The sequence below is a fragment of the Lysobacter sp. DMC104 genome (assembly GCF_056313665.1).
This window is the reverse complement of sequence record NZ_JBQUZW010000001.1, coordinates 156,236-179,957: the sequence shown is the minus strand read 5'-3', so window position 1 is coordinate 179,957 and position 23,722 is coordinate 156,236. Positions and strand designations below refer to the sequence as shown.

At 68.6% G+C, this 23,722-nt stretch carries 26 protein-coding genes and 1 tRNA gene; 11 read left to right on the top strand and 16 right to left on the bottom strand.

Translation table 11 applies throughout. The features are described from left to right. The first annotated feature begins 31 nt into the window (after nucleotides 1-31). The gene (locus ACT53R_RS00865; RefSeq protein WP_476169941.1) at nucleotides 32-562 is read left to right on the top strand and encodes a nuclear transport factor 2 family protein; all 531 of its coding nucleotides are present in this window, start codon (nucleotides 32-34) and stop codon (nucleotides 560-562) included. Nucleotides 563-598: 36 nt separating this feature from the next. Here the strand turns inward: ACT53R_RS00865 and purU are convergent, their stop codons facing one another. Further along, entirely contained in the window at nucleotides 599-1,462 is an 864-nt protein-coding gene (gene purU, locus ACT53R_RS00860; protein WP_476169940.1) for a formyltetrahydrofolate deformylase, read from the bottom strand. A 103-nt stretch (nucleotides 1,463-1,565) separates the two neighbouring features. Next, nucleotides 1,566-2,564: a glycerophosphodiester phosphodiesterase gene (locus tag ACT53R_RS00855; RefSeq protein ID WP_476169939.1), complete on the bottom strand. Its 999-nt coding sequence runs from the start codon at nucleotides 2,562-2,564 to the stop codon at nucleotides 1,566-1,568. Between the two features lie 113 nt (nucleotides 2,565-2,677). Between ACT53R_RS00855 and ACT53R_RS00850 the strand changes: the two genes are divergently transcribed. After that, the gene (locus ACT53R_RS00850) at nucleotides 2,678-2,938 is read left to right on the top strand and encodes a hypothetical protein (protein ID WP_476169938.1); all 261 of its coding nucleotides are present in this window, start codon (nucleotides 2,678-2,680) and stop codon (nucleotides 2,936-2,938) included. 76 nt (nucleotides 2,939-3,014) lie between these two features. On the opposite strand, the gene ACT53R_RS00845 is transcribed toward ACT53R_RS00850, so the two are convergent. The 3 genes from ACT53R_RS00845 to ACT53R_RS00835 all read right to left on the bottom strand — a co-directional run bounded on the left by ACT53R_RS00845 (nucleotide 3,015) and on the right by ACT53R_RS00835 (nucleotide 6,759). After that, nucleotides 3,015-4,058: a DUF4062 domain-containing protein gene (locus ACT53R_RS00845; RefSeq protein ID WP_476169937.1), complete on the bottom strand. Its 1,044-nt coding sequence runs from the start codon at nucleotides 4,056-4,058 to the stop codon at nucleotides 3,015-3,017. Nucleotides 4,059-4,090: 32 nt separating this feature from the next. Continuing rightward, nucleotides 4,091-5,098 (bottom strand): NAD-dependent epimerase, encoded by a 1,008-nt coding sequence (locus ACT53R_RS00840; protein ID WP_476169936.1) that lies wholly within the window; start codon nucleotides 5,096-5,098, stop codon nucleotides 4,091-4,093. A gap of 371 nt (nucleotides 5,099-5,469) precedes the next feature. After that, nucleotides 5,470-6,759, bottom strand: coding sequence for a nucleotide sugar dehydrogenase (locus tag ACT53R_RS00835; protein WP_476169935.1), 1,290 nt, complete (start codon nucleotides 6,757-6,759; stop codon nucleotides 5,470-5,472). A 259-nt stretch (nucleotides 6,760-7,018) separates the two neighbouring features. On the opposite strand from ACT53R_RS00835, the gene galE reads away from it, so the two are divergent. Next, a complete protein-coding gene (gene galE, locus ACT53R_RS00830) occupies nucleotides 7,019-8,065 on the top strand; it encodes a UDP-glucose 4-epimerase GalE (protein WP_476169934.1) in 1,047 nt (348 codons plus the stop codon). Here galE and ACT53R_RS00825 read toward each other — a convergent pair. From ACT53R_RS00825 to ACT53R_RS00800, 6 genes are all read right to left on the bottom strand, one after another. After that, entirely contained in the window at nucleotides 8,062-8,910 is an 849-nt protein-coding gene (locus tag ACT53R_RS00825) for an alpha/beta hydrolase family protein (protein ID WP_476170305.1), read from the bottom strand. The genes galE and ACT53R_RS00825 overlap by 4 nt on opposite strands. A gap of 32 nt (nucleotides 8,911-8,942) precedes the next feature. Continuing rightward, nucleotides 8,943-9,761, bottom strand: coding sequence for a bifunctional hydroxymethylpyrimidine kinase/phosphomethylpyrimidine kinase (gene thiD / locus ACT53R_RS00820; protein WP_476169933.1), 819 nt, complete (start codon nucleotides 9,759-9,761; stop codon nucleotides 8,943-8,945). Continuing rightward, on the bottom strand, nucleotides 9,758-11,449 hold the full coding sequence (locus ACT53R_RS00815) for a SulP family inorganic anion transporter (RefSeq protein ID WP_476169932.1): 1,692 nt from the start codon (nucleotides 11,447-11,449) through the stop codon (nucleotides 9,758-9,760). The genes thiD and ACT53R_RS00815 overlap by 4 nt, the downstream gene beginning before the upstream one ends. After that, on the bottom strand, nucleotides 11,446-11,700 hold the full coding sequence (locus tag ACT53R_RS00810; RefSeq protein WP_476169931.1) for a helix-turn-helix domain-containing protein: 255 nt from the start codon (nucleotides 11,698-11,700) through the stop codon (nucleotides 11,446-11,448). The genes ACT53R_RS00815 and ACT53R_RS00810 overlap by 4 nt, the downstream gene beginning before the upstream one ends. A gap of 83 nt (nucleotides 11,701-11,783) precedes the next feature. After that, the gene (locus ACT53R_RS00805; protein ID WP_476169930.1) at nucleotides 11,784-12,356 is read right to left on the bottom strand and encodes a GNAT family N-acetyltransferase; all 573 of its coding nucleotides are present in this window, start codon (nucleotides 12,354-12,356) and stop codon (nucleotides 11,784-11,786) included. Between the two features lie 59 nt (nucleotides 12,357-12,415). Continuing rightward, nucleotides 12,416-12,778 carry a helix-turn-helix domain-containing protein gene (locus tag ACT53R_RS00800; protein ID WP_476169929.1) on the bottom strand — a complete coding sequence of 121 codons (363 nt, stop codon included), beginning with the start codon at nucleotides 12,776-12,778 and terminating at the stop codon, nucleotides 12,416-12,418. Between the two features lie 334 nt (nucleotides 12,779-13,112). Here ACT53R_RS00800 and ACT53R_RS00795 point away from each other — a divergent pair, with 334 nt between their 5' ends. Then, complete coding sequence (locus ACT53R_RS00795) at nucleotides 13,113-14,141, top strand: hypothetical protein (RefSeq protein ID WP_476169928.1); 1,029 nt, start codon at nucleotides 13,113-13,115, stop codon at nucleotides 14,139-14,141. Between the two features lie 108 nt (nucleotides 14,142-14,249). On the opposite strand, the gene ACT53R_RS00790 is transcribed toward ACT53R_RS00795, so the two are convergent. The 3 genes from ACT53R_RS00790 to ACT53R_RS00780 form a co-directional block, all read right to left on the bottom strand. Beyond that, entirely contained in the window at nucleotides 14,250-15,650 is a 1,401-nt protein-coding gene (locus ACT53R_RS00790; protein WP_476169927.1) for a PhoH family protein, read from the bottom strand. Between the two features lie 151 nt (nucleotides 15,651-15,801). Beyond that, entirely contained in the window at nucleotides 15,802-16,299 is a 498-nt protein-coding gene (locus ACT53R_RS00785) for a peroxiredoxin (protein ID WP_476169926.1), read from the bottom strand. A 2-nt stretch (nucleotides 16,300-16,301) separates the two neighbouring features. Next, entirely contained in the window at nucleotides 16,302-16,913 is a 612-nt protein-coding gene (locus ACT53R_RS00780; RefSeq protein WP_476170304.1) for a glycine cleavage system transcriptional repressor, read from the bottom strand. 331 nt (nucleotides 16,914-17,244) lie between these two features. On the opposite strand from ACT53R_RS00780, the gene dapA reads away from it, so the two are divergent. Together dapA and ACT53R_RS00770 are read left to right on the top strand one after the other, a co-directional pair. Continuing rightward, nucleotides 17,245-18,165: a 4-hydroxy-tetrahydrodipicolinate synthase gene (gene dapA / locus ACT53R_RS00775; protein WP_476169925.1), complete on the top strand. Its 921-nt coding sequence runs from the start codon at nucleotides 17,245-17,247 to the stop codon at nucleotides 18,163-18,165. Nucleotides 18,166-18,200: 35 nt separating this feature from the next. After that, a complete protein-coding gene (locus tag ACT53R_RS00770) occupies nucleotides 18,201-18,740 on the top strand; it encodes a hypothetical protein (protein WP_476169924.1) in 540 nt (179 codons plus the stop codon). Between the two features lie 96 nt (nucleotides 18,741-18,836). Here the strand turns inward: ACT53R_RS00770 and fdxA are convergent, their stop codons facing one another. Together fdxA and ACT53R_RS00760 are read right to left on the bottom strand one after the other, a co-directional pair. Continuing rightward, a complete protein-coding gene (gene fdxA / locus ACT53R_RS00765; protein WP_476169923.1) occupies nucleotides 18,837-19,160 on the bottom strand; it encodes a ferredoxin FdxA in 324 nt (107 codons plus the stop codon). Nucleotides 19,161-19,354: 194 nt separating this feature from the next. Further along, a tRNA-Glu gene (locus ACT53R_RS00760) sits at nucleotides 19,355-19,430 on the bottom strand. A gap of 150 nt (nucleotides 19,431-19,580) precedes the next feature. Between ACT53R_RS00760 and pcnB the strand changes: the two genes are divergently transcribed. From pcnB to panC, 5 genes are all read left to right on the top strand, one after another. Then, on the top strand, nucleotides 19,581-20,927 hold the full coding sequence (pcnB, locus tag ACT53R_RS00755; protein ID WP_476169922.1) for a polynucleotide adenylyltransferase PcnB: 1,347 nt from the start codon (nucleotides 19,581-19,583) through the stop codon (nucleotides 20,925-20,927). 20 nt (nucleotides 20,928-20,947) lie between these two features. Beyond that, a complete protein-coding gene (folK, locus tag ACT53R_RS00750) occupies nucleotides 20,948-21,460 on the top strand; it encodes a 2-amino-4-hydroxy-6-hydroxymethyldihydropteridine diphosphokinase (RefSeq protein ID WP_476169921.1) in 513 nt (170 codons plus the stop codon). A gap of 103 nt (nucleotides 21,461-21,563) precedes the next feature. Beyond that, nucleotides 21,564-22,379 (top strand): 3-methyl-2-oxobutanoate hydroxymethyltransferase, encoded by an 816-nt coding sequence (panB, locus tag ACT53R_RS00745; protein ID WP_476169920.1) that lies wholly within the window; start codon nucleotides 21,564-21,566, stop codon nucleotides 22,377-22,379. After that, nucleotides 22,376-22,792 carry a hypothetical protein gene (locus ACT53R_RS00740; RefSeq protein WP_476169919.1) on the top strand — a complete coding sequence of 139 codons (417 nt, stop codon included), beginning with the start codon at nucleotides 22,376-22,378 and terminating at the stop codon, nucleotides 22,790-22,792. The genes panB and ACT53R_RS00740 overlap by 4 nt, the downstream gene beginning before the upstream one ends. A gap of 50 nt (nucleotides 22,793-22,842) precedes the next feature. After that, the gene (gene panC, locus ACT53R_RS00735) at nucleotides 22,843-23,691 is read left to right on the top strand and encodes a pantoate--beta-alanine ligase (protein WP_476169918.1); all 849 of its coding nucleotides are present in this window, start codon (nucleotides 22,843-22,845) and stop codon (nucleotides 23,689-23,691) included. The last annotated feature ends 31 nt before the right edge of the window (nucleotides 23,692-23,722 follow it).

The following is a 23,722-nucleotide window of genomic DNA, read 5'->3' as shown; positions in this document are numbered from 1 at the left end:
GATGCCCGCACCTTGTCGGCGGGAGTTCGCCATGCGTCGTCTGTTCCTCGGTTCGCTCCTCGTCCTTGCATGCGCCGGCGTCCGCGCCGCCGAGCCGCCGAAGGCGGAGATCCACCTCACGCCCGGCGCCGCGCCGCCGTCGGCCGAGGTCGTGGCGATCCTCGCCGAGAAGGATCGCCAACTGTTCGACGCGGTCTTCGGCTGCAAGCTCGACGTGCTTGCGACGCTGGTCGCGGACGATTTCGAGTTCATCCACGACAAGTGGGGGCGCACCGCGGATTCCGGCGCCGCGTTCATGCAGAGCATGCGCGACAACTGCAAGGCGCAGGAGACCGGCGAGAACTTCCGCGCGCGTCGCGAACTGGTCGAAGGCAGCATGCGCGTGTACATGCTCAACGGTTTCGGCGCCATGCAAATGGGTGAACACCGCTTCTTCGCGCTCCAGCCCGGCCAGCCCGATCGCCTCACCGAGGCGGGCAAGTTCATCGACGTCTGGCAGCAGGTCGACGGCCAGTGGAAGCTGGCGCGGGTGATCAGCTACGACCACCAACTGGCCGAGTGAGCCGGCACCGCGGCCGGCCGTGGTTCGGGTCGGCGTTCAGACCGAGAACACCACAGTCCGCTGCCCGTTGAGCAGCACGCGATCGTCCAGCCAGCAGCGCAGCGCCTGCGCCAGCACGCGGCGCTCGATGTCGCGGCCGATGCGGATCAGGTCGGCCGGCGTGTCGTGGTGGCTCACGCGCTGCGTGTCCTGCTCGATGATCGGCCCCTCGTCGAGGTCCGCGGTGACGAAGTGCGCGGTCGCGCCGATCAGCTTCACGCCGCGGGCATGCGCGCTGTGGTACGGCTTCGCGCCCTTGAAGCTGGGCAGGAACGAGTGGTGGATGTTGATGCAGCGCCCGGCCAGTTTTCCGGACAGCTCGTCCGACAGCACCTGCATGTAGCGCGCCAGCACCACGAGTTCGGCGCGCGTCTCCTCGATCAGCGACCACAGCCGCGCTTCCTGCTCGGCCTTGCCGCCCGGCGGCAGCGGCAGGTGGTGGAAGGGAATGCCCTCGAAATCGAGGTGGCGGTAGGTCTCGCGCGGATGGTTGGAGACGATCGCCACGATGTCCATCGGCAGTTCGCCGTTGCGCCAGCGATAGAGCAGGTCGGCCAGGCAGTGGTCGAACTTCGAGGCCATCAGCAGCACGCGCCGGCGCTCGCCGCGGTCGCGCATCGTCCACTGCATGCCGAAGCGTCCGGCCGGCACCGCGAACGCCTCGCGCAGCGCCTCGAACGACGCGCCGGTTTCGACCAGTGCGAACACCGTGCGCATGAAGAAGCGGCCGCTGTCGGGATCGCTGTACTGCTGCGATTCCAGGATGTTGGCGCCATGCCCGAACAGGTGGCCCGAGACGGCGTTGACGATGCCGGGCTTGTCGGGGCAGGAAAAGGTCAGGACGTACTGGCGCGGGGACATGCGGACTTCACGGACGGGGGCAGGCCCGTGACTGTACACGCTGGCGGCCGGCTGCCGCGGCTGGCGTCGTTTGCAGCCGATGTCGTCGCGTCCGTCTGGCGGGTCAGCGGTCGCCGTCCACCGCTCGCCGGCCCAGCGCCGGATCGTCGGTGAAGAAGGCGTCGATGCCCAGCGCCAGCGCGTCGCGGATCTGCCGCACCGAACCGGCCTCGCTGCGCGCGGCCGGGCCGCCTTCGCCGGCGAAGCTGCCGAGAAAGTGGTTCTCCGGCCGGAAGGTGTAGACGATCACCTGCAAGCCGGCGGTGTGGGCCGCGTCGACCAGCGGGCTGCGGCCGTCACGCGGATCGAGGTCGCGGTACGCCGGGCCGATGGCGTCGGCGTACTGCGCCACCTCGCGCAGGCCGTCGGCGCGCATGAGGTCGCCGTAGCGGCGCGGATGACCCGCGGCGACGGTGTCGTACGGCGTCTCGTGCGCGCTGCCGAACAACTGCAGCAGCCGCACGTTCGAGCCGCGCGGCAGCTTCGCGCGCAGTGCGCGCAGGTTCGCGGTCTCGAACGACTGGATGATCACCGGCGCGGTGCGCGTGTACGCATGCGCCTGCAGCGCGTCGAGCAGGCGATCCTCCATCGCGAGGCCGACCTGCGCGAAATGGGTCGGATGCTTGATCTCCGGCGCCAGGCCGATGACGCGGCCGCGACGTGCGGACTCGGTGGCGACGAAGTCCACGATCTCGTCGAAGGTCGGAATCTCGTATTGCCCGTCGCGCGCGGTGCCGCGCAGCTCGGGCAGGCGCTCGCGTGCCCGCAGCGTCTTCAGCTCGGCCAGCGTGAAATCCTCGGTGAACCAGCCGGTGACGCGCTCGCCGTCGATCGTCTTCGTCGTCTTGCGCGCGCCGAATTCCGGATGCGTGGCCACGTCGGTGGTGCCGGAGATCTCGTTCTCGTGCCGCGCCACCAGCACGCCGTCGCGGGTGCTGACGAGGTCCGGCTCGACGATGTCCGCGCCGTCCTCGATCGCCTTGCGATAGCTCTCCAGCGTATGTTCCGGCCGCAGCGCGCTGGCACCGCGGTGGCCGATGACCAGCGGTTTCGAGGATGTCATCGGGCGTGACTCGGGAGGGCGTGGCGCATGCGCGCATCCTGCCACGATCAGCAGCAGATAAAGGCCCGGGAGTAACAAGGATTTCATCCGCGAAGGTCTGATGGCCGGCATGGGTGACTGATGATGCCCGTGATCTGTGTCTTTTCGGCGACCGGACAAGGGGCTGTGCCACCATCGCGGTCAGCGGAACCGCAGCCGAACTGCAGCGCGTCTGGCGCGTCAATCACTGGTGGATTTCGCTCGAAGGCGCGGCCTGCCTGGCCGCGATCCCGCAACTGCTCGATCGCGGCCTGCTCAGGCGCGGCGAGCGCGTGGTGGCGGTGAATACCGGCTCGTCGGAGAAGTACATGCCGGCATTGCGGCGTTTGATGTAATTCAGCAACTAGTGGAATAAACCACATGTGCCTTTGATTCGGCTTGGGGCCAATCCCGGTTGCTTCAATCGAGTTGCTATCTCGGAACAACTGTCTTGAGGAAAAGTGATTTTCCCGCTGGCGTCAATTTCCAGTGCTTGACTTCTCTGGATGAAATCTTTCCGTCACTTCCACTGGTTTGCTGCCGTACTTCGGGTTCAATTAAGTTTGCCGCCATGAAAATTAGTAAAACTGATTGAAGCTCATTTTCATCAATAGAGACAAGTCCAGACGTCCATGCAGATTTTTGTTGGCGAGTATGTATTTCGTTGGCAATTTCTGTTCCAGAAATCGCACCTTCGACGAGATTTTTAAAAAGACGAACAATGTTGCTTTCATTGCAAGGAATTATTAGATTTTTAGCAATTCCAAAGAAAATGTCTTTGAGTTTTATCGGGTATTCAAAGGTCTTGTCGTATCCGACGCCTTTGAATTTGAAATTATATTCTTTTTCAATGGCTTCAATGGGTGGCTGCGAATATGGTTCGCCGTCGTTGCGCCGGAGAATTATGTTTTCTGTTTGAAGGGTGTCGTACTTCAATTGCAAGTCATTTAGCTGCTGTAGCAAATCCTGCTTGCTTGGGCCGGCATTTCTTATCCAGCCTGGTGCGGGTTTTGTCCTTATTGTATGGTTGATGGCTATCACAACCTGTGATTTCAGCTCATCCTTATTTTTCCAAAATTTACAATGACGAGATGAGACTTTTGATCTGAACTCATCGAGCTTTTTTCTGGCGTCAGGGTTGAGTTCTGATTTGCCTGAAGGAATCATGTCTGGAGCGGCATGAAGAAAAGCTAGTATCGGTTTTTGCAACTTCAAGGCCAGATTGTATTCCATCTCCGTGTAGCTGATTCCTTCAGGCCCGGCGGAACCATAACGCCCGCCGATGATAAGAATGTAGTAATCAGAATCTGCAATGACAGACTCGATCAGTTCCCATGGTGTCGAGTCAGCCGCTGGAAATGTTTCCATTCCAGCTGGAAAGTGATTGAGTTCAAGGATTGCTTCTTGCACAGCTTGGCGTTCATCGCTTAAGTCACGGAAGGTTGAGCTGACAAAGATTTGATAACGAGGAAGCATGTCACCTCCGGTGTGATAGGAATTAGTCTGCTTCAAACCTTGTAAAAATCGCGATACCACTCCACGAAATTCTTCACGCCGACCTCGACCGGCGTCGTCGGCTGGTAGCCGGTGTCGCGGGCAAGGGCGGAGACGTCGGCGGCGGTGTCGGGCACGTCGCCGGGCTGCAGCGGCAGCAGGTTCATCGTCGCCTTGCGGCCGAGGCACTCTTCCAGCACTTCGATGTAGCGCAGCAGCTGCACCGGATGGTTGTTGCCGATGTTGTAGACGCGGTACGGCGCGGAAGACGTGGCGGGCGTGGGGTGGAGCGGGTCATGCGCGGGATCGGGGCCGGGCACGCGGTCGAGCGTGCGGATCACGCCCTCGACGATGTCGTCGATGTAGGTGAAGTCGCGGGTGTGCCTGCCGTGGTTGAAGACGTCGATCGGTTCGCCGGCGAGGATCTTTTTCGTGAACAGGAACAGCGCCATGTCCGGCCGGCCCCACGGGCCATAGACGGTGAAGAACCGCAGGCCGGTCGTCGGCAGGTTGAACAGGTGGCTGTAGGTGTGCGCCATCAGCTCGTTCGACTTCTTGCTGGCCGCGTACAGGCTGACGGGATGGTCGACGCTGTCCTCCACCGCGAACGGCAGCTTGCGGTTGGCGCCGTAGACCGAACTGGACGAGGCGTAGACCAGATGCTCGACGCCGCGATGGCGGCAGGCTTCGAGGATGTGCAGGAAGCCGACGATGTTGCTGTCGATGTAGGCGCGCGGGTTCTCCAGCGAGTAGCGCACGCCGGCCTGCGCGGCGAGGTTGACCACGCGCTGCGGCTTGAAGGCGTCGAACGCGGCTTCCAGCGTCTCGCGATCCTCCAGCGAGCCCTTCACGAACGAGAAGCCGGGCAGCGGCGTGAGCCGGGCGAGGCGTGCATCCTTGAGCGTCGGGTCGTAGTAATCGTTGAGGTTGTCGTAGCCGAGAACCTCGTCGCCGCGGGCGATCAGACGCTCGGTGAGTCGGGAACCGATGAAGCCGGCGGCGCCGGTGACGAGGATGCGCATGGGGGGCGTCCGGGAGAGGCGAATGCCGCAATTCTAGGCGCGATTGCGGCCGGTCGGGAGAACGCGACGGGATCTCACGATCGATCGTCAAAAAGCATCGTCATCCCCGCGCAAGCGGGGACCCACGCCTGATCGGCGGTGACGGTTGGGTTCTCGCATTCGCGAGAATGACGGGGTGTGGGTCGGGTTGATCGAGTGCTTCGGTCGAAGCACGATCAGGCGGCACGATGCGCCTCGTATCCCCAAAACATCGTCATCCCCGCGCAAGCGGGGACCCAGCTTGATCGATGTTGTGCATCGGTCGTATCGCCGCGGCCTGTTGTTCAACAGCCGAATGGCTGGTCAGGCCGCTCTACCGGGGCGGCACGTGATTACAGTCGCCCATCCACCGCATCCCGCGGCAGCACGCCCTTGACGTCGAACAGCACGGCGCCGGGCTTGCCGAAGCGGCGGATGCCCTCGGCGCCGAGGGCGACGAATTCGCGATGGGCGACGGCCAGGATCACCGCGTCGTAGGCGCCTTCGGCGGGCGCGTCGGTCATCGCGAGGCCGTATTCCTCGTGCGCGAGGTGCGCGTCGACCCACGGGTCGTGCACGTCGACCTGCGCGTGGTAGCTGTCGAGTTCGGCGAGGATGTCGACCACGCGGGTGTTGCGCAGATCCGGGCAGTTTTCCTTGAACGCCAGCCCCAGCACGAGGATGCGCGCGCCGGCGGTGGGCAGGCCGCGTTTCGTCATCTCCTTCACCGTGCACTGCGCCACGTGCGGGCCCATGCCGTCGTTGATGCGGCGACCGGCGAGAATCACGTCCGGGTGGTAGCCGATCTGCTGCGCCTTGTGCGTGAGGTAGTAGGGATCGACGCCGATGCAGTGGCCGCCGACCAGACCGGGCTTGAACGGCAGGAAGTTCCACTTCGTGCCCGACGCGGCCAGCACTTCATGCGTGTCGATGCCGAGGCGGTGGAAGATCAGCGCCAGTTCGTTGATCAGCGCGATGTTGACGTCGCGCTGGATGTTCTCGATGACCTTCGCCGCTTCCGCCACGCGGATGCTGCTCGCCTTGTGCGTGCCGGCGGTGATGATGCCGCCGTACAGCGCGTCGACGAAATCGGCGACCTCGGGCGTGGAGCCGGAGGTGACCTTCATGATGGTTTCCAGCCGGTGCTGGTGGTCGCCCGGGTTGATGCGCTCGGGGCTGTAGCCGGCGTAGAAGTCGACGTTGAATTTCAGGCCGGATTCGCGCTCGACGATCGGCACGCAGGCTTCTTCCGTCGCGCCGGGATACACGGTCGATTCGTAGATCGCGATGCCGCCCTTGCGGATCGCGCGGCCGACGGTGCGGCTGGCGGACTCCAGCGGGCGCAGGTCGGGGCGCTTGTATTCGTCGATCGGCGTGGGCACGGTGACGATGAAGACGTTGCAGCCTTCGAGGTCCTTCGCGTCGCAGCTGAAGGTCAGCTCCGACGCGGCGCGCAGCTCGTCCTCGCTGGTTTCCAGCGTGCGGTCGTGGAAGCGCCGCAGTTCGTCCACGCGCTGCGCGTCGATGTCGAAACCGACCACCGGATGGCGCCTGCCGAAGGAGGCCGCAAGCGGCAGTCCCACGTAGCCGAGGCCGATGACGGCGATGCGGATGTCGTTGCGATCGGGCAGTGCGGCCTGCATGAGATGTGGATTCCGTGTCTGGGCAGTGGGGATTCTACCGTGCGCGGCGCGGCGGACGTTTGTCGCGGTCTTGCCGGGTGTCCGGCTTTCCCGCAGCATGGCGCCCGGCGTGCCGGCCCGCCCGTGCGCATCGCGGCGGCTTCGGTTCGGCGACTGTTGACGCGGAAAGCGCGACTTTCCGGTCACGTGGCGTGCGACGACGGTGGGTGCCCCGCGTCCCTGTCCATTCGATGTCCTTTCGATCCGATCCGGAGGTTGCATGCGCGTTCTGGTCTGCGGTGGTGCCGGTTACATCGGCAGCCACACCTGCGTCGCGCTGGCCGCGCGCGGTCACGAGGCAGTGATCGTCGACAACCACGTCAACAGCGCACCGGCGGTGCTCGATCGCCTCGCCCGGCTGATCGGCCACGCGCCCGAAGCGCATCGCGTCGATGTCCGCGACGCCGACGCGCTCGACAGGCTGTTCGCCAACGGGCGTTTCGATGCGGTGATCCACTTCGCCGCGCTCAAGTCGGTCGGCGAATCGGTGGCGAAGCCGCTCGAATATTTCGACAACAACCTCGGCGGCACGATTTCGCTGCTGCGCGCGATGCAGGCGCACGGCGTGCCGCGGCTGGTGTTCAGTTCGTCGGCGACGGTCTACGGCGAGCCGGAAAGGCTGCCGTTGGATGAGTCCGCGCGACTGTCGGTGACCAATCCCTACGGCCGCACCAAGTTGATGGCGGAGGAGATCATCGCCGACGCCTGCGTCGCCGATCCGCAGCTGAGCGCGATCAGCCTGCGCTACTTCAATCCGGTGGGCGCGCATCCGTCGGGCCTGATCGGCGAGTCGCCGAACGGCATCCCCAACAACCTGATGCCCTACGTCTGCCAGGTCGCGGTGGGCCTGCGTCCGCGCCTGCAGGTCTTCGGCGGCGACTGGCCGACGATCGACGGCACCGGCGTGCGCGACTACATCCACGTGGTCGATCTCGCCCGCGCGCACGTGCACGCGATCGAAGCGCTGGCAGGCGAGGGCGGTGCGGCGCCGCACGCGGGCCATCCGCTGCATGGCCACACCGCGATCAACCTCGGCGTCGGCCGCGGGATCAGCGTGCTGGAACTGGTGCGCGCGTTCGAGGCCGCGAGCGGTCGGCCGGTTCCCTTCGACATCGTCGATCGCCGCGTCGGCGACGTGGCCGAGGTCTACGCCGACCCGCAACTCGCCGAACGCCTGCTGGGCTGGCGTGCGGAGCTCGACGTCGACGCGATGTGCCGCGACGCGTGGCGCTGGCAGTCGATGAACCCGAACGGCTACGAGGCCTAAAGCCCGCGGACGAGCGCGTCCGCGACGGCCTCGGGCTGGCGCATCCAGGCGAAGTGGTCGGCGCGCGTGCCGAGCTGCGCGGCGTCGAGCACGCTGCGATGCACCGCGGCCGGCCGCAGCTTGCCCAGCAGCCAGTCCAGCGAGCCCGCTGGCACCAGCCAGTCGTCGGCCAGCCGCACCGCATCGACGTCGACCTGCACGCCGGCGAGTGCGACTTCAAGATCGGTCGTCATCCCGGCGCCGGCGTAGCGGCCGCTGAGTCCGCTGCGGGCCCAGTCGCGGATCACGCCGCGTGCTTCGCGTCCGCCGAAGCCGATCGTCCGCCCCGGCAGATGGCCGCGGCGATCGGCCAGCCAAGGCGCGAAGCGGTAGGCCAGCGGCAGCAGCCAGCCGCGTGGCGCCGGGAAGCTGCGCCAGTACGGCGCGCCGCCGGCGACCAGCCACAGCCGCTGCGCGGCATCGGGTCGCAGTGCGAGCAGGCACGTCGCCAGCTGCGAGCCCAGGCTGTGGCCGCCGACGATCCGCGGGATGTCCGGACACGCGGCCTGCATCGCCGCGAGCGCGCCCGGCAGGTCGTCTTCCAGCAGCGTGCGGTAGCCCCAGTCGCGATCATGGCCGGCGCGGACGTCGCTGCTGCCGTGGCCGCGCCATTCGTGGACGAACACCGCGACGCCACGCGCGGACAGCGCTTCGGCGAAGGGCAGGTAGTGTTTCGCGGCCACGCCCAGCGCAGGCAGCCACAGCAGCGCCGCGACCGGCGTCGCCGGCCGGCGGACGAGAAGCCGGAAACGATGGCCGTCGGCAGCGACGACCGGCAGGCCGTCGTCGTCCCGGCCGTCGTCGATCGCGGGCGCTTCCGCGTCGCGCGGTGACGCGGTCACGCCGGTTCGGCGGCGCCGAAGTGGTCCAGCACCAGCACGTTGCCGCGGCCCGGGCGGATGCCGCCGAGCAGCGCGCGATGCACGTAATCCGAGGCGCCGCGACAGGCGTCTTCCAGCGACGCGCCCAGCGCCAGCCGCGCGGCCAGCGCGGCCGCCAGCGTGCAGCCGGTGCCGTGGGCGTTCACGTCGAGCCGCGGGTGGACGATCTCGCGATGCATCCGCCCGCCGGTGTCACGCCGCGCGGAGAACAGGTCGATCACGGTGTCGCCGCCTTGCAGGTGGCCGCCCTTGAGCAGCACCGCGCCGGCGCCGAGGTCGAGCAGGTCGTCGCAGGCGGTGCGCATCGCGGCGAGGTCGGGGATCGGCCGGCCCAGCAGCAGCTCGGCTTCGTGCAGGTTGGGGGTGATCACCGTCGCCATCGGCAGCAGGCGCTTGCGCACCACCTCGATCGCGCTGTTCGCCAGCAGCTGCGCGCCGGAGGTCGCGACCATCACCGGGTCGACCACGATGAACTGCGGGCAGTGCTGGTCGAAGGCCTTGACCACCGCCTGCACGGTGTCGGCGTTGCCGAGCATGCCGGTCTTCACCGCGCCGATGTCGAAATCGTCGAAGCAGGCTGCGATCTGCGCGCGCAGGAACGGCAGCGGCGGCGATTCCACCGCCGTCACGCCGCGAGTGTGCTGCGCGGTCAGTGCGGCGATCGCGCTCAGCCCGTGGATGCGGTGGGCGGCGAAGGTCTTGAGGTCGGCCTGGATGCCGGCGCCGCCGCCGGAATCCGAGCCGGCGATGGTGAGGGCGGAAACGGGACGGGTCACGACGGGTCATCCTCCATTGCGGTGCCTGCGATCAGTTCCTGCGCCAGGGTCAGCGCCGCATCGTAACCGGGAACGATGTGCAGCATGCCGTGTCGCGGGTGCAGGTGCATCTGCGCGAGCACCCGCCGGGGCTGCGCCTGCAGGCCGGAGACGATCAGGACGATGCCGCGCCGCTGGCAGCGCTCCAGCAGCGCCTCCAGCGCGTGCACGCCGCTGGCGTCGATCACCGGCACCAGCCGCATGCGCAGGATGAACACCTTCGGCGGCACCCGGAACTGGTCGAGCAGGTCGTCCAGACGGTTGGCGGCGCCGAAGAACAGCGGCCCGCTGATCTGGAACGCCTCCACGCCCGCCGGCAGGCGCTCGCGCTGGGTCGGATCGGCGCCGTCGTCCTCGTCGCCGCCCGCGCCGGACTGGATCTCCACCGCCTCGGCCATGCGGAACATGAAGACGAACGCCGCCAGCACCACACCGACCTCGATCGCCACGGTCAGGTCGAAGAACACCGTCAGCAGGAACGTCGCCAGCAGCACCACGCGATCGCCCTTGGGCGCCGACAGCGTGTGGCGGAAGGCTTCCACCTCGCTGATGTTCCAGGCCACGATCAGCAGGATCGCCGCCAGCCCGGCCAGCGGCACGTAGCGCATCAGCGGTGCCAGCAGCAGCATGAACAGCAGCAGGAACGCCGCGTGCAGCATGCCCGCGAACGGGGTGCGGCCGCCGGCGCGGATGTTGGTGGCGGTGCGCGCGATCGCGCCGGTGGCCGGCAGGCCGCCGAACAGCGCCGAGGCGGTGTTGGCCACGCCCTGCGCGACCAGTTCCATGTTCGAGCGATGGCGACCGCCGGTCATGCCGTCGGCGACCACCGCCGACAGCAGCGACTCCACGCCGGCGAGGAAGGCGATGGTGAACGCGCTCGGCAGCAGCTCGCGCATCTGGTCGAACGGGATGCGGGGGAGGTCGAAGGTCGGCAGCGCCGAGGGCAGGCCGCCGAATTTGCTGCCGATGGTTTCCACCGGCAGCGCGGCGCCGGCCGCGGCCAGCGTGCACAGCAGCAGCGCGATCAGGAAGCCCGGCCACGCGGGGCGCCAGCGCCGCAGCCCGAGGATCGCCACCAGTCCCAGCACGGTCAGCGCGATCGTCGCCGGCTGCGCGCTGCCGAGGTGCGCGGCGTAGGCCTCCCAGCGCGGCAGGAACTCGGCCGGCACCTGGCCCATGCGCAGGCCCAGGGCGTCCTTCACCTGGCTGGAGAAGATGCTGACCGCGATGCCGGCGGTGAAGCCGGTGACCACCGGTTGCGGCATGTACTTCATCAGCGTGCCCAGCCGCAGCAGGCCGGCGGCGATCAGCATCAGCCCGGCCATCAGCGTGCACAGGATCAGTCCGCCGTAGCCGAACTTCTGGATGATCGCGAACACTACCGGGATGAAGGCTGCGGTCGGCCCGCCGATCTGCACCTTCGAGCCGCCGAGGAAGGAGATCAGGAAGCCGGCGATGATCGCCGTGTGCAGGCCCTTCTCCGGCGTGGTGCCGCTGGCGATCGCCAGCGCCATCGCCAGCGGCAGCGCGACGATGGCGACGGTCAGGCCGGCGATGGCGTCGGCGCGCAGGTCGGCCAGCCGGTAGCCGCCGCGCAGCACGGTGAGCGCCTTGGGCGTGAAGCCGCTGCGCCAGTTCGCGGGGCTCATATGGCGGTCTCCTTCAGGCGCACGCCGCGGCCCTGGCCCTGGCTGGGCTGGCCGTTGCCGATGAGTTCGACGCCGGCCGCGTCCAGCGCGTCGACGATGCGGGTGAGGGTGGCGACCATGCCGCGCACGTGGCCCTGGCTGGCCTCCATGCGCTGGATGGTGGGCAGGGACACGCCCGACAGTTCGGCCAGCCGGCGCTGGTCGATGCCGAGCAGGGCGCGGGCGGCGCGCATCTGGGCTGAGGTGATCATGCGGACTCCATCGGAGCCCCGCAGTATCCATGTCCCAGATCGCTTGGATCAAGTATCAGATGGTCGAAGTGATGTATGAAACATCATTCGACCGAGCGCACTGGTGGGTCTTCCCACAGCGCCATGTCGTCCGGGATCAGCGAGTGGACCACGCTCTCCACCGAGGTCTCGCCCACCAGCAGCCCGTTGCGGGCGATGCCCTCGCAGACCGCGCCGAGCTTCATCGCCACGCGCAGGCTGGCGCGGTTCTCGGGCACCACCTGGATCGTGATCCGGCGCAGCCCGAGGGTGTCGAAGCCGAAGCGCACGGCCTGCCGCGCCGCCTCCACCGCGATGCCGTGCCCGCGCACGGTCTCGACGACCCAGTAGCCGAGGTTCGCGCCGCGGTGCGCGGGAATCCGCTGGTTCAGCCCGACGCTGCCGAGCAGGGCGCCGGTGGCGGCGTCGAACACGCCGAAGTGGTGCTCCGCATCGCCCTCGCGCATCCGCGTGCAGAACGCGATCCAGCCCTCGGCCTGGGCGAGGTCGTAGGCGGGCGTCGCCCACGGCAGCCACGGCGACAGCGACGGCAGCGACGCGCGCACCGCCGCGTGCAGCATGCCGGCATCGTCGGGACGCCACGGGCGGATGACGGGGCGGAAGGCGGCATCGGTCATGGCGGTTCCGGGGGACGGCGATGTCGACGATGGTAGCGCCCCGGTCGCGTGGCCGCGCGTCAGCGCACCATGCTGCGCATCAGCGCGACGACCTGTTCGCGCTGGCGATTGGGCATGCGCCGCAGGCAGCGCAGGCAGTCGAGTTCGAGGTCGCTCTCGGCGCACGCGGACGGTTCGTCGTCGGGCGCGAACGCCGCAGCATCCTCCGCTCGCGGCGAACCGTGTCCCAGCGCCAGCCATTCCATCCGCGTGCCGGTGCAGCGCGCGATCGCGATGAGGTGGCGCGTGCTCGGCGCGTTGCCCGCGGGATGTTCCCAGCGCGTCACCGCGCCGCGCTGCACGCCGAGGCGCGCGGCCAGTCCGCTCTGGCTCAGGCCGCAGAGGCTGCGTGCGCGGCGGATCCGTTCGTTCAACATCGGCATCGTGCGGCCCTCCATGGACGGGGACAACGCGACCTGCACCTCCCGAAGTTGTATCAAAACGCTTTCCTCCGCAACCGGAATGCAGCCTGCACGACGCGCGCGATCGATCGATTCGATCGCGCCGCCGCGCCACGCGCATCGATCTTGCGCACGGTCGCATCTCCGGCGTGGTCGCATCGATGGCATCGATGATCGCGCGTCGCCCGATCCGCCGGCCTGCGCGTTTCCTGCGCGATATCGCGCCATGTGCGCCGCTTCGGACATTGTCGGCCGCATCGCGATCGTCGAGATTCGGAGCGCGGGCCCGTACCCGCTTCAGGACAAGGGGTTTGACATGCGTTCGATCCTCAGGAAGTCGATCCTCATCGCCGCCGCGTGCATCGCGCCGGCCGCCGTGGCCGGCGTTTCGTGGTGGTCGTCGACGATCACCCGCGACGGACGCGCGCCGGAAGCGATGCGTGGCGAACTCGCCGCGGACATCGTGAAGACGTGGTCCACGGACGCCGCCGCGCGGCATGGCGTGTCGCCCCAGACCTGGTCCGCGCGCATGGCGCCGACCTTGCGCCAAGTCGACATGGCGAACCTCGAACGCGCCGCGGGCGAGCCGACCCTCGACGGCATGCAGGCCGCGCTGCTCGGCGCGTCCACCGCCAGGCGCGCCGGTGCACCGACCAAGCTGGGCGCGGCCGGTGCCGATCTGGTCTACACGCCGCTGACGCCGTGCCGCATCGTCGACACCCGCGTCGCCGGCGGGCCGATCGGGAACAGTGGCGCACGCAGCTTCATCGCGTACAGCGCGTCGGGCTTCGCGTCGCAGGGCGGCGATCCCGGCAACTGCGGCATCCCGCAGAACGCTTCCGCGCTGCAGGTGAAGCTCACCGCGTCGCGTCCCATCCTGGACGGCTACTTCACGGCGTATGCGTCCGATGTCGCACGGCCGCTGGTGTCCTCGCTCAACTACCTCGCCGGCAAGGACACGTCCAACGGCGAGATCGTCTCGCTGTGCCGTCCGGGCTGCGCCACGCAGTTCACGCTGTTCACCTACGCGCAGAGCGATGCGGTGATCGACGTCGTCGGCTACTACATGGAGCCGGTGGCATCGGCGCTGGACTGCACGGTGGCGCAGCAGACCGGCAGCCTCGATCTGCTCGGCGGCCTGCAGACGCGTTCGGTGAATTGCCCGGTCGGCTATGCCGCCACCAGCGGCGGTTGCGGCGGACCGCTGGGCATCGGCATCAGCAACTCGCAGCCGGTGATCACGTCCGGGCAGCCCACCGGCTGGCGCTGCGACCTGGTCGGATCGCTGCTGTCGGCGCTCAGCTACCAGGTCAGCGCGACCTGCTGCCGCACCGCGGGACGTTGAGTCGCCGCGCGGCATGCGGGTCCGTTCCGGGGGAGCGCCTTCGCGCAGGGACGCGCAACGAAAACGCCCGCCGATCGGCGGGCGTTTTCGTCGGCAACGCGAACGCCGTCAGAGCACTTCCGACGCGTAATCCGCCAGCCGCGAACGCTCGCCGCGACGCAGGGTGATGTGCGCGCTGTGCGCCCAGCCCTTGAAGCGGTCGACGGCGTAAGTCAGGCCGGAGGTGGTCTCGGTGAGGTAGGGCGTGTCGATCTGCTCGACGTTGCCCAGGCAGACGATCTTCGTGCCCGGGCCGGCGCGCGTGATCAGCGTCTTCATCTGCTTGGGCGTGAGGTTCTGCGCTTCGTCCAGGATCAGCCAGCGGCTGAGGAAGGTGCGGCCGCGCATGAAGTTCAGCGAACGGATCTTGATGCGCGAGGCCAGCAGGTCGTTGGTCGCCGCCCGGCCCCAGCTGCCGCCCTCGGCGTTGTTGGGCATCAGCACTTCGAGGTTGTCGGTCAGCGCGCCCATCCACGGCGTCATCTTCTCTTCCTCGGTGCCGGGCAGGAAGCCGATGTCCTCGCCCACGCTCACCGTGGCGCGGGTCATGATGATCTCGCGGTAGCGCTGCTGGTCCATCGTCTGTGCGAGGCCCGCGGCCAGCGCCAGCAGCGTCTTGCCGGTGCCGGCGGTGCCGAGCAGCGTCACGAAGTCGATGTCCGGGTCCATCAGTGCGTTGAGCGCGAAGTTCTGCTCGCGGTTGCGCGCGGCGATGCCCCACACCGCGTGTTGGTGGCTGCGGTAGTCGTCGACGATCTGCACCGTGATGCGGTCGCCGTCGACGCGCGCCACGCGCATCTCGGCTTCCTCGTCACCGGGCAGATAGAGGAACTGGTTCGGGAACCACTCCTCGTCGCCGTCGCGGGTGAATTCGTAGAAGGTGCGGCTCTTCTCGGTCCACGAGCGCAAATTCGCGCCGTGGCGCTGCCAGAAATCCTCCGGCAGCGGCGACACGCCGGTGTAGAGCAGGCTGAAGTCGTCCAGCGCGCGGTCGTTCTCGTAGTCCTCCGAGGCGATGCCGGCGATCGACGCCTTGATCCGCAGGTTGATGTCCTTGGAGACGAACACCACCGGCGTTTCGGCCGACGTTTCCTGCAGCACCAGGATCGCGCCGAGGATCTGGTTGTCCGGCATCACCGCGCCGAAGCGCTTGGCCGAATCGAAACTGCCGGTCTGGAAGCGCAGCTTGCCGATGCTCTCGGCCGCGCGCAGCTGCAGGCCCTTCGGCCGGGTCAGCGGGATGCCGGTGACGAGCTTGTCGGTGCCGTGCGCTTCGATCAGTTCGTTGATGAAGCGGCTGACCTGGCGCGCGTTGCGGCTGGCTTCGGACGTGCCCTTCTTCGCGTTGTCCAGTTCCTCGATGACCTGCATCGGCAGGAAGACGTCGTGCTCCTCGAACTTGAACAGCGCGGTGGGATCGTGCATCAGCACGTTGGTGTCGAGGACGTAGGTACGCTTGCCTTTGGTCATCATGCGGATGCGGGGCCTCGGCCCGGGGGCGGGAACGTGGGGGAAGGCGGGAACGGGAGCAGGAATGGAAGCAGGGCCGCATGACGCGCGCGCGACGAGGCCGCCGCGACCCGCGGGGCGGGGCGTCGGCGAAGCCTGAAAAGAGCGTCGGTCACTGCGGTTGTGCGGCCTGGAGCGCGTCGAGCACGGCGCGGGCGTGGCCCGGCACCTTCACGCCGCGCCATTCGGCGGCGAGCTTGCCCTTGGGGGCGATCAGGAACGTGCTGCGGACCACGCCGAGCACCTTCTTGCCGTACATGTTCTTCTCGCCGATCACGCCGAACGCGTTGCACAGCGCTTCGTCGCCGTCGCTGACGAGCGGAAACCTGAATCCCTGCTTCGTGCAGAAGTTCTGGTGCGACTTGATCGAATCGCGCGACACGCCCAGCACGTCGCAGCCGAGTTTCGCGAACTCCGGCAGCAGCGCGTTGAAGTCCAGACCCTCGGTGGTGCAGCCGGGCGTGGAATCCTTCGGGTAGAAGTACAGCGCCAGCCAGCGGTCGGCACGGGCCGAGAGCGTCGTCGTCGTGCCGTCGGACAGCGCCAGCGGCAGGGCGAGGGTGGATTTGGGAAGCGCTTTGCCGAGGACGGGAAGGGTCGCGTCGGTCATCGTCAGAACTTCATCGGGTCCATGATGGCGTCGAGGTTCAGGTGGTCGCAGAACTCGAGGAAATCGTCGCGCAGCGCCGCGATGTGCATGTCCGCCGGCACGCCGATGGTGACCTGCGCCGAGAACATGTCGGCGCCGGTCTGCATCGCGCGGTAGCGGGCGCAGTGCAGGCTCTCGATGGTGATGCCCTGGCGGTCGAAGAAGTCCGCCAGCTGGTAGAGGATGCCGGGCTTGTCCGCGGCCACCACTTCGACCACGTACGGCAGCAGGTTGGACTGCGGCGGCTTGGGGCCGGTGCGGTACCAGATCAGCTTGAAACCTTCCTCGCGCTCCAGCCGGGTCAGCATGGCCTCGAGCTTGGCGATCGCGTCCCACGGGCCGACCGCGAGCGCCGTGACGGACACGTCGCGGCCGACGGTGGACAGGCGGGCGTCGACGAGGTTGCAGCCGCTGTCCGAGATCCGCCGGGTCACCGACAACAGCGGCGACTGCGGATGCGTCGTGTAGGCGTTGATCAGCAGGTAGTTCTCGTTCGGCGCAGGCCGGGCAGCGGTGGAAGACTCGGTCAAGGTGGCGTCCGCGGCGGGAAATGTTGCGAAGAGGATGGTGCGCAGGTCCGTCGTGCGCGCAGCGCCGGGGACACCGCGTCAGCATACTGGTCCATGGATTCGGGCCGCAAGGCAAAGTTCGCCGGATCGGGCCGTCGATGCGTGCCAAGTGCTTGATTCCCGACGCCCCTGCATGCCCGGCAGGCCCCGGGCGGCCGTTCGTGCCGGGGCGCCTTGCCGCCGTCCGCCACGGGCCGGGGACGCATTGCATGGGATGGCCTGTTCAGACCTTCCCAAGTAACATCGCCGCACCGTCGTCGCCTGCGTGCGGCGCCCGGTCCCGCGCTTACTCATCTGCTCCCTCTTCCTTTCCGTCAGGCATTCCCAGGGCATCCGCGTGCACCTCTCCGGCAGCATCACCGCGCTGGCCACGCCGTTCACGGCGTCCGGCGCCCTCGATTTCGACGCCTGGGACCGGCTGCTGGAGGCGCAGGTCGCCGCCGGCACGCAGGCCGTGGTGGTGGCCGGGTCGACCGGCGAAGCCAATGCCCTCGACGATGCCGAGTACGACGCGCTGCTGCGCCGGGCCGTGGCCGTGGTCGGGGGCCGGATCCCGGTCCTTGCCGGCACCGGCCTGCCCAACACGGCCAAGACCATCGCCCTGACCCGTCGTGCCGCCGATTGCGGCGCCGACGCCGCGCTGGTGGTCACGCCGCCGTACGTGCGCCCGACCCAGGCCGGTCTGGTCGCGCACTTCCTCGCCGTGGCGGAGCAGGGTGGCCTGCCGGTCGTGCTTTACAACGTCCCCGGCCGCACCGGCTGCGACCTGCTGCCGGCGACGGTGGCCGAACTGGCGCCGCATCCGGGCATCGTCGGCATCAAGGAGGCCCGGGTCGAAGCCGAGCGGATGGACGCGCTGCTGGCGCTGGCCTCGCCGCACTTCGCCGTGCTCTCCGGCGACGATCCGACCGCCGCCCGGGCGATGCTCGCCGGCGCGGACGGGGTGATCTCCGTCGCCTCGAACGTCATTCCCGCCGCGATGCGCCGGCTCTGCGACCTCGCCCGTGCGGGCGATCGCGCCGCCGCGACCGCGCTCGACGCGTCACTGGCCCCGATCTTCGATTTCATGGGCGTCGAGCCCAACCCGATCCCGGTCAAGGCGGTCCTCGCCCGCCAGGGCATCGGCCATGGCCTGCGCCTGCCGCTGACCGTGCTGTCGGCCGGGCACGCTGCCGCCGCGGACGCGGTCGCCGCGCAGGTCGAAGCGCTCGAACGCGATGCCGCCGGCGCCGGCCCCCGTTTCGCCGCCGCGGGCTGAGCCCGCGACCGCACCGTTTTCCTCCAGGAGTCCGCATGTCCCCGAACCGCCCGAATCTCCGCCTCGCCCCGTCCCGCGCCCTGCGGGTCGCGACCCTCGTCGCGATGTCCGCCGCGCTGCTCGGCGCCTCGGGCTGTCACTGGTTCCGCAAGCACGACTACTACAACGCCGACGAGACCAAGCGTCCGCTGGAATTCCCGCCGGTGTTCAATGCCGCCGAGGCCGAACGCGCCTCGCAGCCGACCGGGCCGGTGACCCGTTCCTCGCTGCCGGGTGGCGGCGACTCGCCGGCGGTGCAGGCGTCCAGCTTCGCCATCGCCGGCGATCGCGCCTCGGCGTTCGCGAAGGTCGGCGAGGCGCTGGCGGCGACGCCGGACCTCACCGTCGTCAACCGCGCGCAGCTGCTGGGCGCCTTCGACGTGGACTACGGCGGCGAGAAGTTCCTGCTGCGCATCACCGATCTCGACGGCGGCCGCAGCCTCGTCGCCGCGGTGGATCCGCGTGGTCTGCCGGCCGGTGGCCAGGCCGCGGCCAAGCTCATCGCTTCGCTGAAGAAGACGCTCGGCGGGCAGTAAGCGCCTGCCGTCGGCGGACACGAAAACGGGCGCCTCGGCGCCCGTTCTTCGTTGCGTCGCCGCGGGCCGGGGCCCGGGCGGCGAGGGGGGATTCGATCAGCGTTCCAGCATCGACAGCTTGCCGGGCTTGCCGTCCCACTCCTTGGCGTCGGGCAGCGGGTCCTTGCGCGCGGTGATCACCGGCCAGCGCTCGGACAGTTCCTTGTTGAGCGCGACGAACGCTTCCTGCCCGGCGGGGACGTCGTCCTCGGGGTAGATCGCGTTGATCGGGCACTCCGGCTCGCAGAGCGTGCAGTCGATGCACTCGTCCGGATCGATCACGAGGAAGTTGGGGCCTTCGTGGAAGCAGTCGACCGGACAGACTTCGACGCAGTCGGTGAATTTGCACTTGATGCAGTTTTCGGTGACGACGAAAGGCATGGGATCGGTCGGTTCGGACGCAGGGCGGGATAGTGTAAGCCGTGCGCGCGTCCGGGCGAAGCCGCGATGATGCCCGGCTGGCGGTCGTGTGCCGCGGGCTGCCGGTTCGCTCCGGGCGAACCCGTCGAACCCGGGTTCGATCCCTGCCGTCGCGCAAAGTAAAACCCGCGCCTTGCGACGCGGGTTTTCAGGATTGGCGCTCCCTACGGGATTCGAACCCGTGTTTTAGCCTTGAGAGGGCCACGTCCTGGGCCTCTAGACGAAGGGAGCATGAAACTGGACTCCGTGGTCGGTACCTGACTTGTAGGGCCGGGCCGGGAAGGCTGGACCGAACAGTCAGTGTCGACAGGCCTGCTAGTATAGCGGGTCCCCCGGCGTTGACCAGCCTCCCGTTCCATTCGAGCCAGCGATCACCGTTTGATGACCGAACCCACACTTCCGCCGGCCGCCTCCAGGACGATTCCCCGGGACCAGCACGCCATCTCGCGCAAGGACATCAGTCCGAGCGCACTGCGCGTGCTGTATCGCCTGCACGAGAGCGGCTATGCCGCCTACCTGGTCGGCGGCGCGGTCCGCGACCTGCTGCTGGGCGAGCATCCCAAGGATTTCGACGTGGCCACCAACGCCACGCCCGAGCAGGTCAAGCATCTGTTCCGCAACTGCCGGTTGATCGGTCGCCGTTTCCGTCTCGCACACGTGGTGTACGGGCGCGAGATCATCGAGGTCGCGACCTTCCGCGCCAACAGCGACGACGGCAGCGGCGACCGCGAGACCGACGAGGACGGCCGCGTGCTGCGCGACAACGTCTACGGCACGATCGAGGACGACGCCGTCCGCCGCGACTTCACCGCCAACGCGCTGTATTACGCGATCGCCGATTTCTCGGTGCGCGACGACGTCGGCGGCTTCGAGGACGTGCAGCAGCGCGTGCTGAAGCTGATCGGCGATCCCGAGACCCGTTACCGCGAAGACCCGGTGCGCATGCTGCGCGCGGTGCGCCTCGCCGCCAAGCTGCGCTTCACCATCGATCCTGCCACCGCGGCGCCGCTGCCGGTGCTGGCGCCGCTGTTGCAGGAAGCGGCCTCGGCGCGCCTGTTCGAGGAATGCCTGAAGCTGTTCCTGTCCGGGAATGCCGAGGCCAGTTTCCTCGGGCTGGAGGCGCACGGCCTGCTGCCGGCACTGCTGCCGGAGACCGCGAAGGCGCTGGCCGCCAACCGCAGCGGCGCGCTGCGGCGGATGCTGCTGGCGGGCCTGAAGGCCACCGACACCCGCATCGCCGCCGACGAGCCGGTGTCGCCGGCGTTCCTGTTCGCGGTGCTGCTGTGGCCGGCCTACTGCCGCACGCTGGCGATGCTGCAGGCGCAGGGTGTGCATCCTGCCGAAGCCGAGCGCCGCGCCGCCGATCGCGTGACCCTGCACCAGGTGGAGACGGTCGCGCTGCCGCGCCGGTTCTCGCTGCCGATGCAGGAGATCTGGCTGCTGCAGTCGCGCTTCCCGCTGCGGCAGCGCAAGCGCGTGGTGCGCCTGCTGGCCCAGCCGCGGTTCCGGGCGGCCTACGATTTCCTGCTGCTGCGGCAGGCCGCGTCGCCCGATCATGCCGCCGACATCGCCTTCTGGGCCGAGGCGCAGCGCGATCCCGACCATGCCCTCGCGGTCGCGGCCCTGCGCACGGCGCCGTCCGAAGACGACGAGGGTGGCAGCGAAGGCGACACCGCGCGGACGCCGCGCCGTCGTCGTCGCCGTCGCCCGACCACCGTCGGCCACTGAGTCGAGGCAGGGGAGACGACGTGGTGGCGCAACGTCGCGACCCGGTGGTCGCCTACGTCGGTCTGGGCGGCAACGTCGGCGACAGCCTGGGCACGCTGCGCGCCGCGGTGCACCGCCTGATGACCGTGCCGCGCAGTCGCTACCTCGGCGCGTCGCGCTTCTACCGCACCCCGGCCTGGGGGCTCGAAGACCAGGCCGATTTCATCAATGCCGCGGTCGCGCTGGAAACCGCGCTGCCGCCGCGACCATTGCTGGACGAACTGCTGCGCATCGAGCGCGATTTCGGCCGCCGCCGCGTGCCGGGACGTCGCTGGGGGCCGCGCAGCCTCGATCTCGACCTGCTGCTGTACGGCAACGAGGTGGTCGAGACCGCCGGCCTGCGCGTGCCGCATCCGTACCTGCACGAGCGCGCCTTCGTGCTGGTGCCGCTGCTGGACCTGGTCGACGACCTGGTCATCCCGGGGCAGGGCAGCGCCCGAGCCGCGCTGGAGCGGCTTGGCCGCGCCGGAATCGCCCCGCTGCCGGAACGCTGAGGCGCGGCGGCCGGCAGTGCCGGCCAATTCCCCCGAACTGTTACCCTTTACGCCCCGCGGCCGGTCCGCGGTGCCGCGAGTCCGCGGTGACCCTAGGAGCGACATGGCCCTTCCCGACGACAAGCCCTGGACCGTGCCCGCGCTCGCCGACGCCAAGCGCGACGGCCGCCGGCTGGCGATGCTCACCGCCTACGACGCCGTGTTCGCGCGCGTGCTCGATCGCAACGGCACCGACCTGATCCTCGTCGGCGATTCGCTGGGCATGGTGGTGCAGGGCCACGATTCGACCCTGCCGGTGACGGTCGACGCCATCGCCTACCACACTGCCGCCGTGGCCTCGCACCTCAAGCGCGCGCTGCTGGTCGCCGACCTGCCGTTCCAGGCCGACGCCACGCCCGAACGTGCGCTCGACGCCGCGACCCGGCTGCTGCAGGCCGGCGCGCAGATGGTCAAGCTCGAAGGCGCCGGGCCGCACAAGCTCGAGGTCATCCGCTTCCTCGTCGAACGCGAGATCCCGGTGTCCGCGCACCTCGGCCTGACCCCGCAGTCGGTGCTGCGCTTCGGTGGTTTCAAGGTGCAGGGACGCGAGGAACGCGCCGCCGCGAAGCTGCGCGAGGACGCGCAGGCCGTCGCCGACGCCGGCGCCGCGCTGCTGGTGCTGGAATGCGTGCCGACCCCGCTGGCGCAGGCGATCACCGCCGCCAGCCCGATCCCGACCATCGGCATCGGCGCTGGCCCGCACTGCGACGGCCAGGTGCTGGTGCTGCACGACCTGCTCGGCCTCGACGGCGGCCATCGCCGCCCGAAGTTCGTGAAGGATTTCCTCGCCGACGGCGGCTCGGTCGCCGGCGCGGTGCAGGCCTATTGCGCGGCCGTTCGTGGCGGCACGTTCCCCGATGCGGAGCACGCCTACCAATGAATCGACTGATGCCGCTGTTCCCGGCCGCCGTCGCGGTCGCGCTGCTCGCCTCGACGCTCGCGGTCGCCGCGCCGCGCGATGTGCCGGTCGTGGTGGGCGAAGAGGCCGAACTCGACGCCTGCGGCAGTTGGGCGAAGGTCAAGGGCGTCGATCCGAAGGGCGACGCGTTCCTCGCCGTGCGCGGCGGGCCGGGATCGACCTACGCGCTGCGCGATCGCCTGCGCGAGGGCGACGAATTCTTCGTCTGCAGCTACTCGCGCGACAACAAGTGGCTGGCCATCGTCTATCCGCGCAAGGGACAGGACGCCGGCGATTGCGGCGTCTCCACGTCGCTGCCGAAGCCCGTCGCCTACCGCGGCCCCTGCGCCTGGGGCTGGGTCCATGGCAAGTGGGTCGAATTCCTCGCCGGCTAATCTTGCCGACACCGCCCATCCCGGCACTCCGCACAACGCTTCGGAAGACCATGATCGAAACCATCACCGACCTGTCGCGCCTGCGCGAACGCATCCTCGGCTGGCGCCGCGAGGGGCTGCGCATCGGCTTCGTGCCGACGATGGGCAACCTGCATGCGGGACACTATTCGCTGGTCGCGCTGACGCGCCGGCACGCGGACCGCATCATTTCCAGCGTGTTCGTGAACCCGACCCAGTTCGGGCCGAACGAGGACTTCACCCGCTACCCGCGCACGCCCGAGGCCGACACCAGCGGGCTGGAAGCCGCCGGCTGCGATGCGCTGTGGCTGCCGACGGTGGAATCGATGTATCCGTTCGGCGTCGACCTGGCCGTGCGCATGCGCGTGCCCGGCGTCGCCGACGTGCTGGAAGGCGCGCATCGCCCGGGGCATTTCGACGGCGTCTGCACCGTGGTCGCGCGCCTGTTCAACCAGGTGCAGCCGGACGTGGCCGCGTTCGGCAAGAAGGACTACCAGCAGCTCGCGGTGATCCAGCAGATGGTCACCGACCTCGCGTATCCGCTGACGCTCCTGCGCGGCGACATCGTCCGCGAGGCCGACGGCCTGGCGATGAGTTCGCGCAACCAGTACCTGTCGCCCGCCGAGCGCGTCACCGCGTCGGAGATCAATCGCACGCTGCACTTCATGCGCGAGCGCCTGGAGGGTGGTGCGCCACGCGCCGAAGTCGAGGCCGAAGCGACGCTGCGCCTGGTGCGCGCCGGTTATCTCGTCGACTATGCCGCGATCCGTGCGCCGGACCTGTCCGAGCCTGCCGACGGCAGCGGCCCGCGCGTGGCGCTGATCGCGGCGCGCCTCGGTCGCACGCGATTGATCGACAACCTCGAATTCGTCCTCGACTGAGGGTCCGACAGCGCGGCCGGACGTCGCCGTG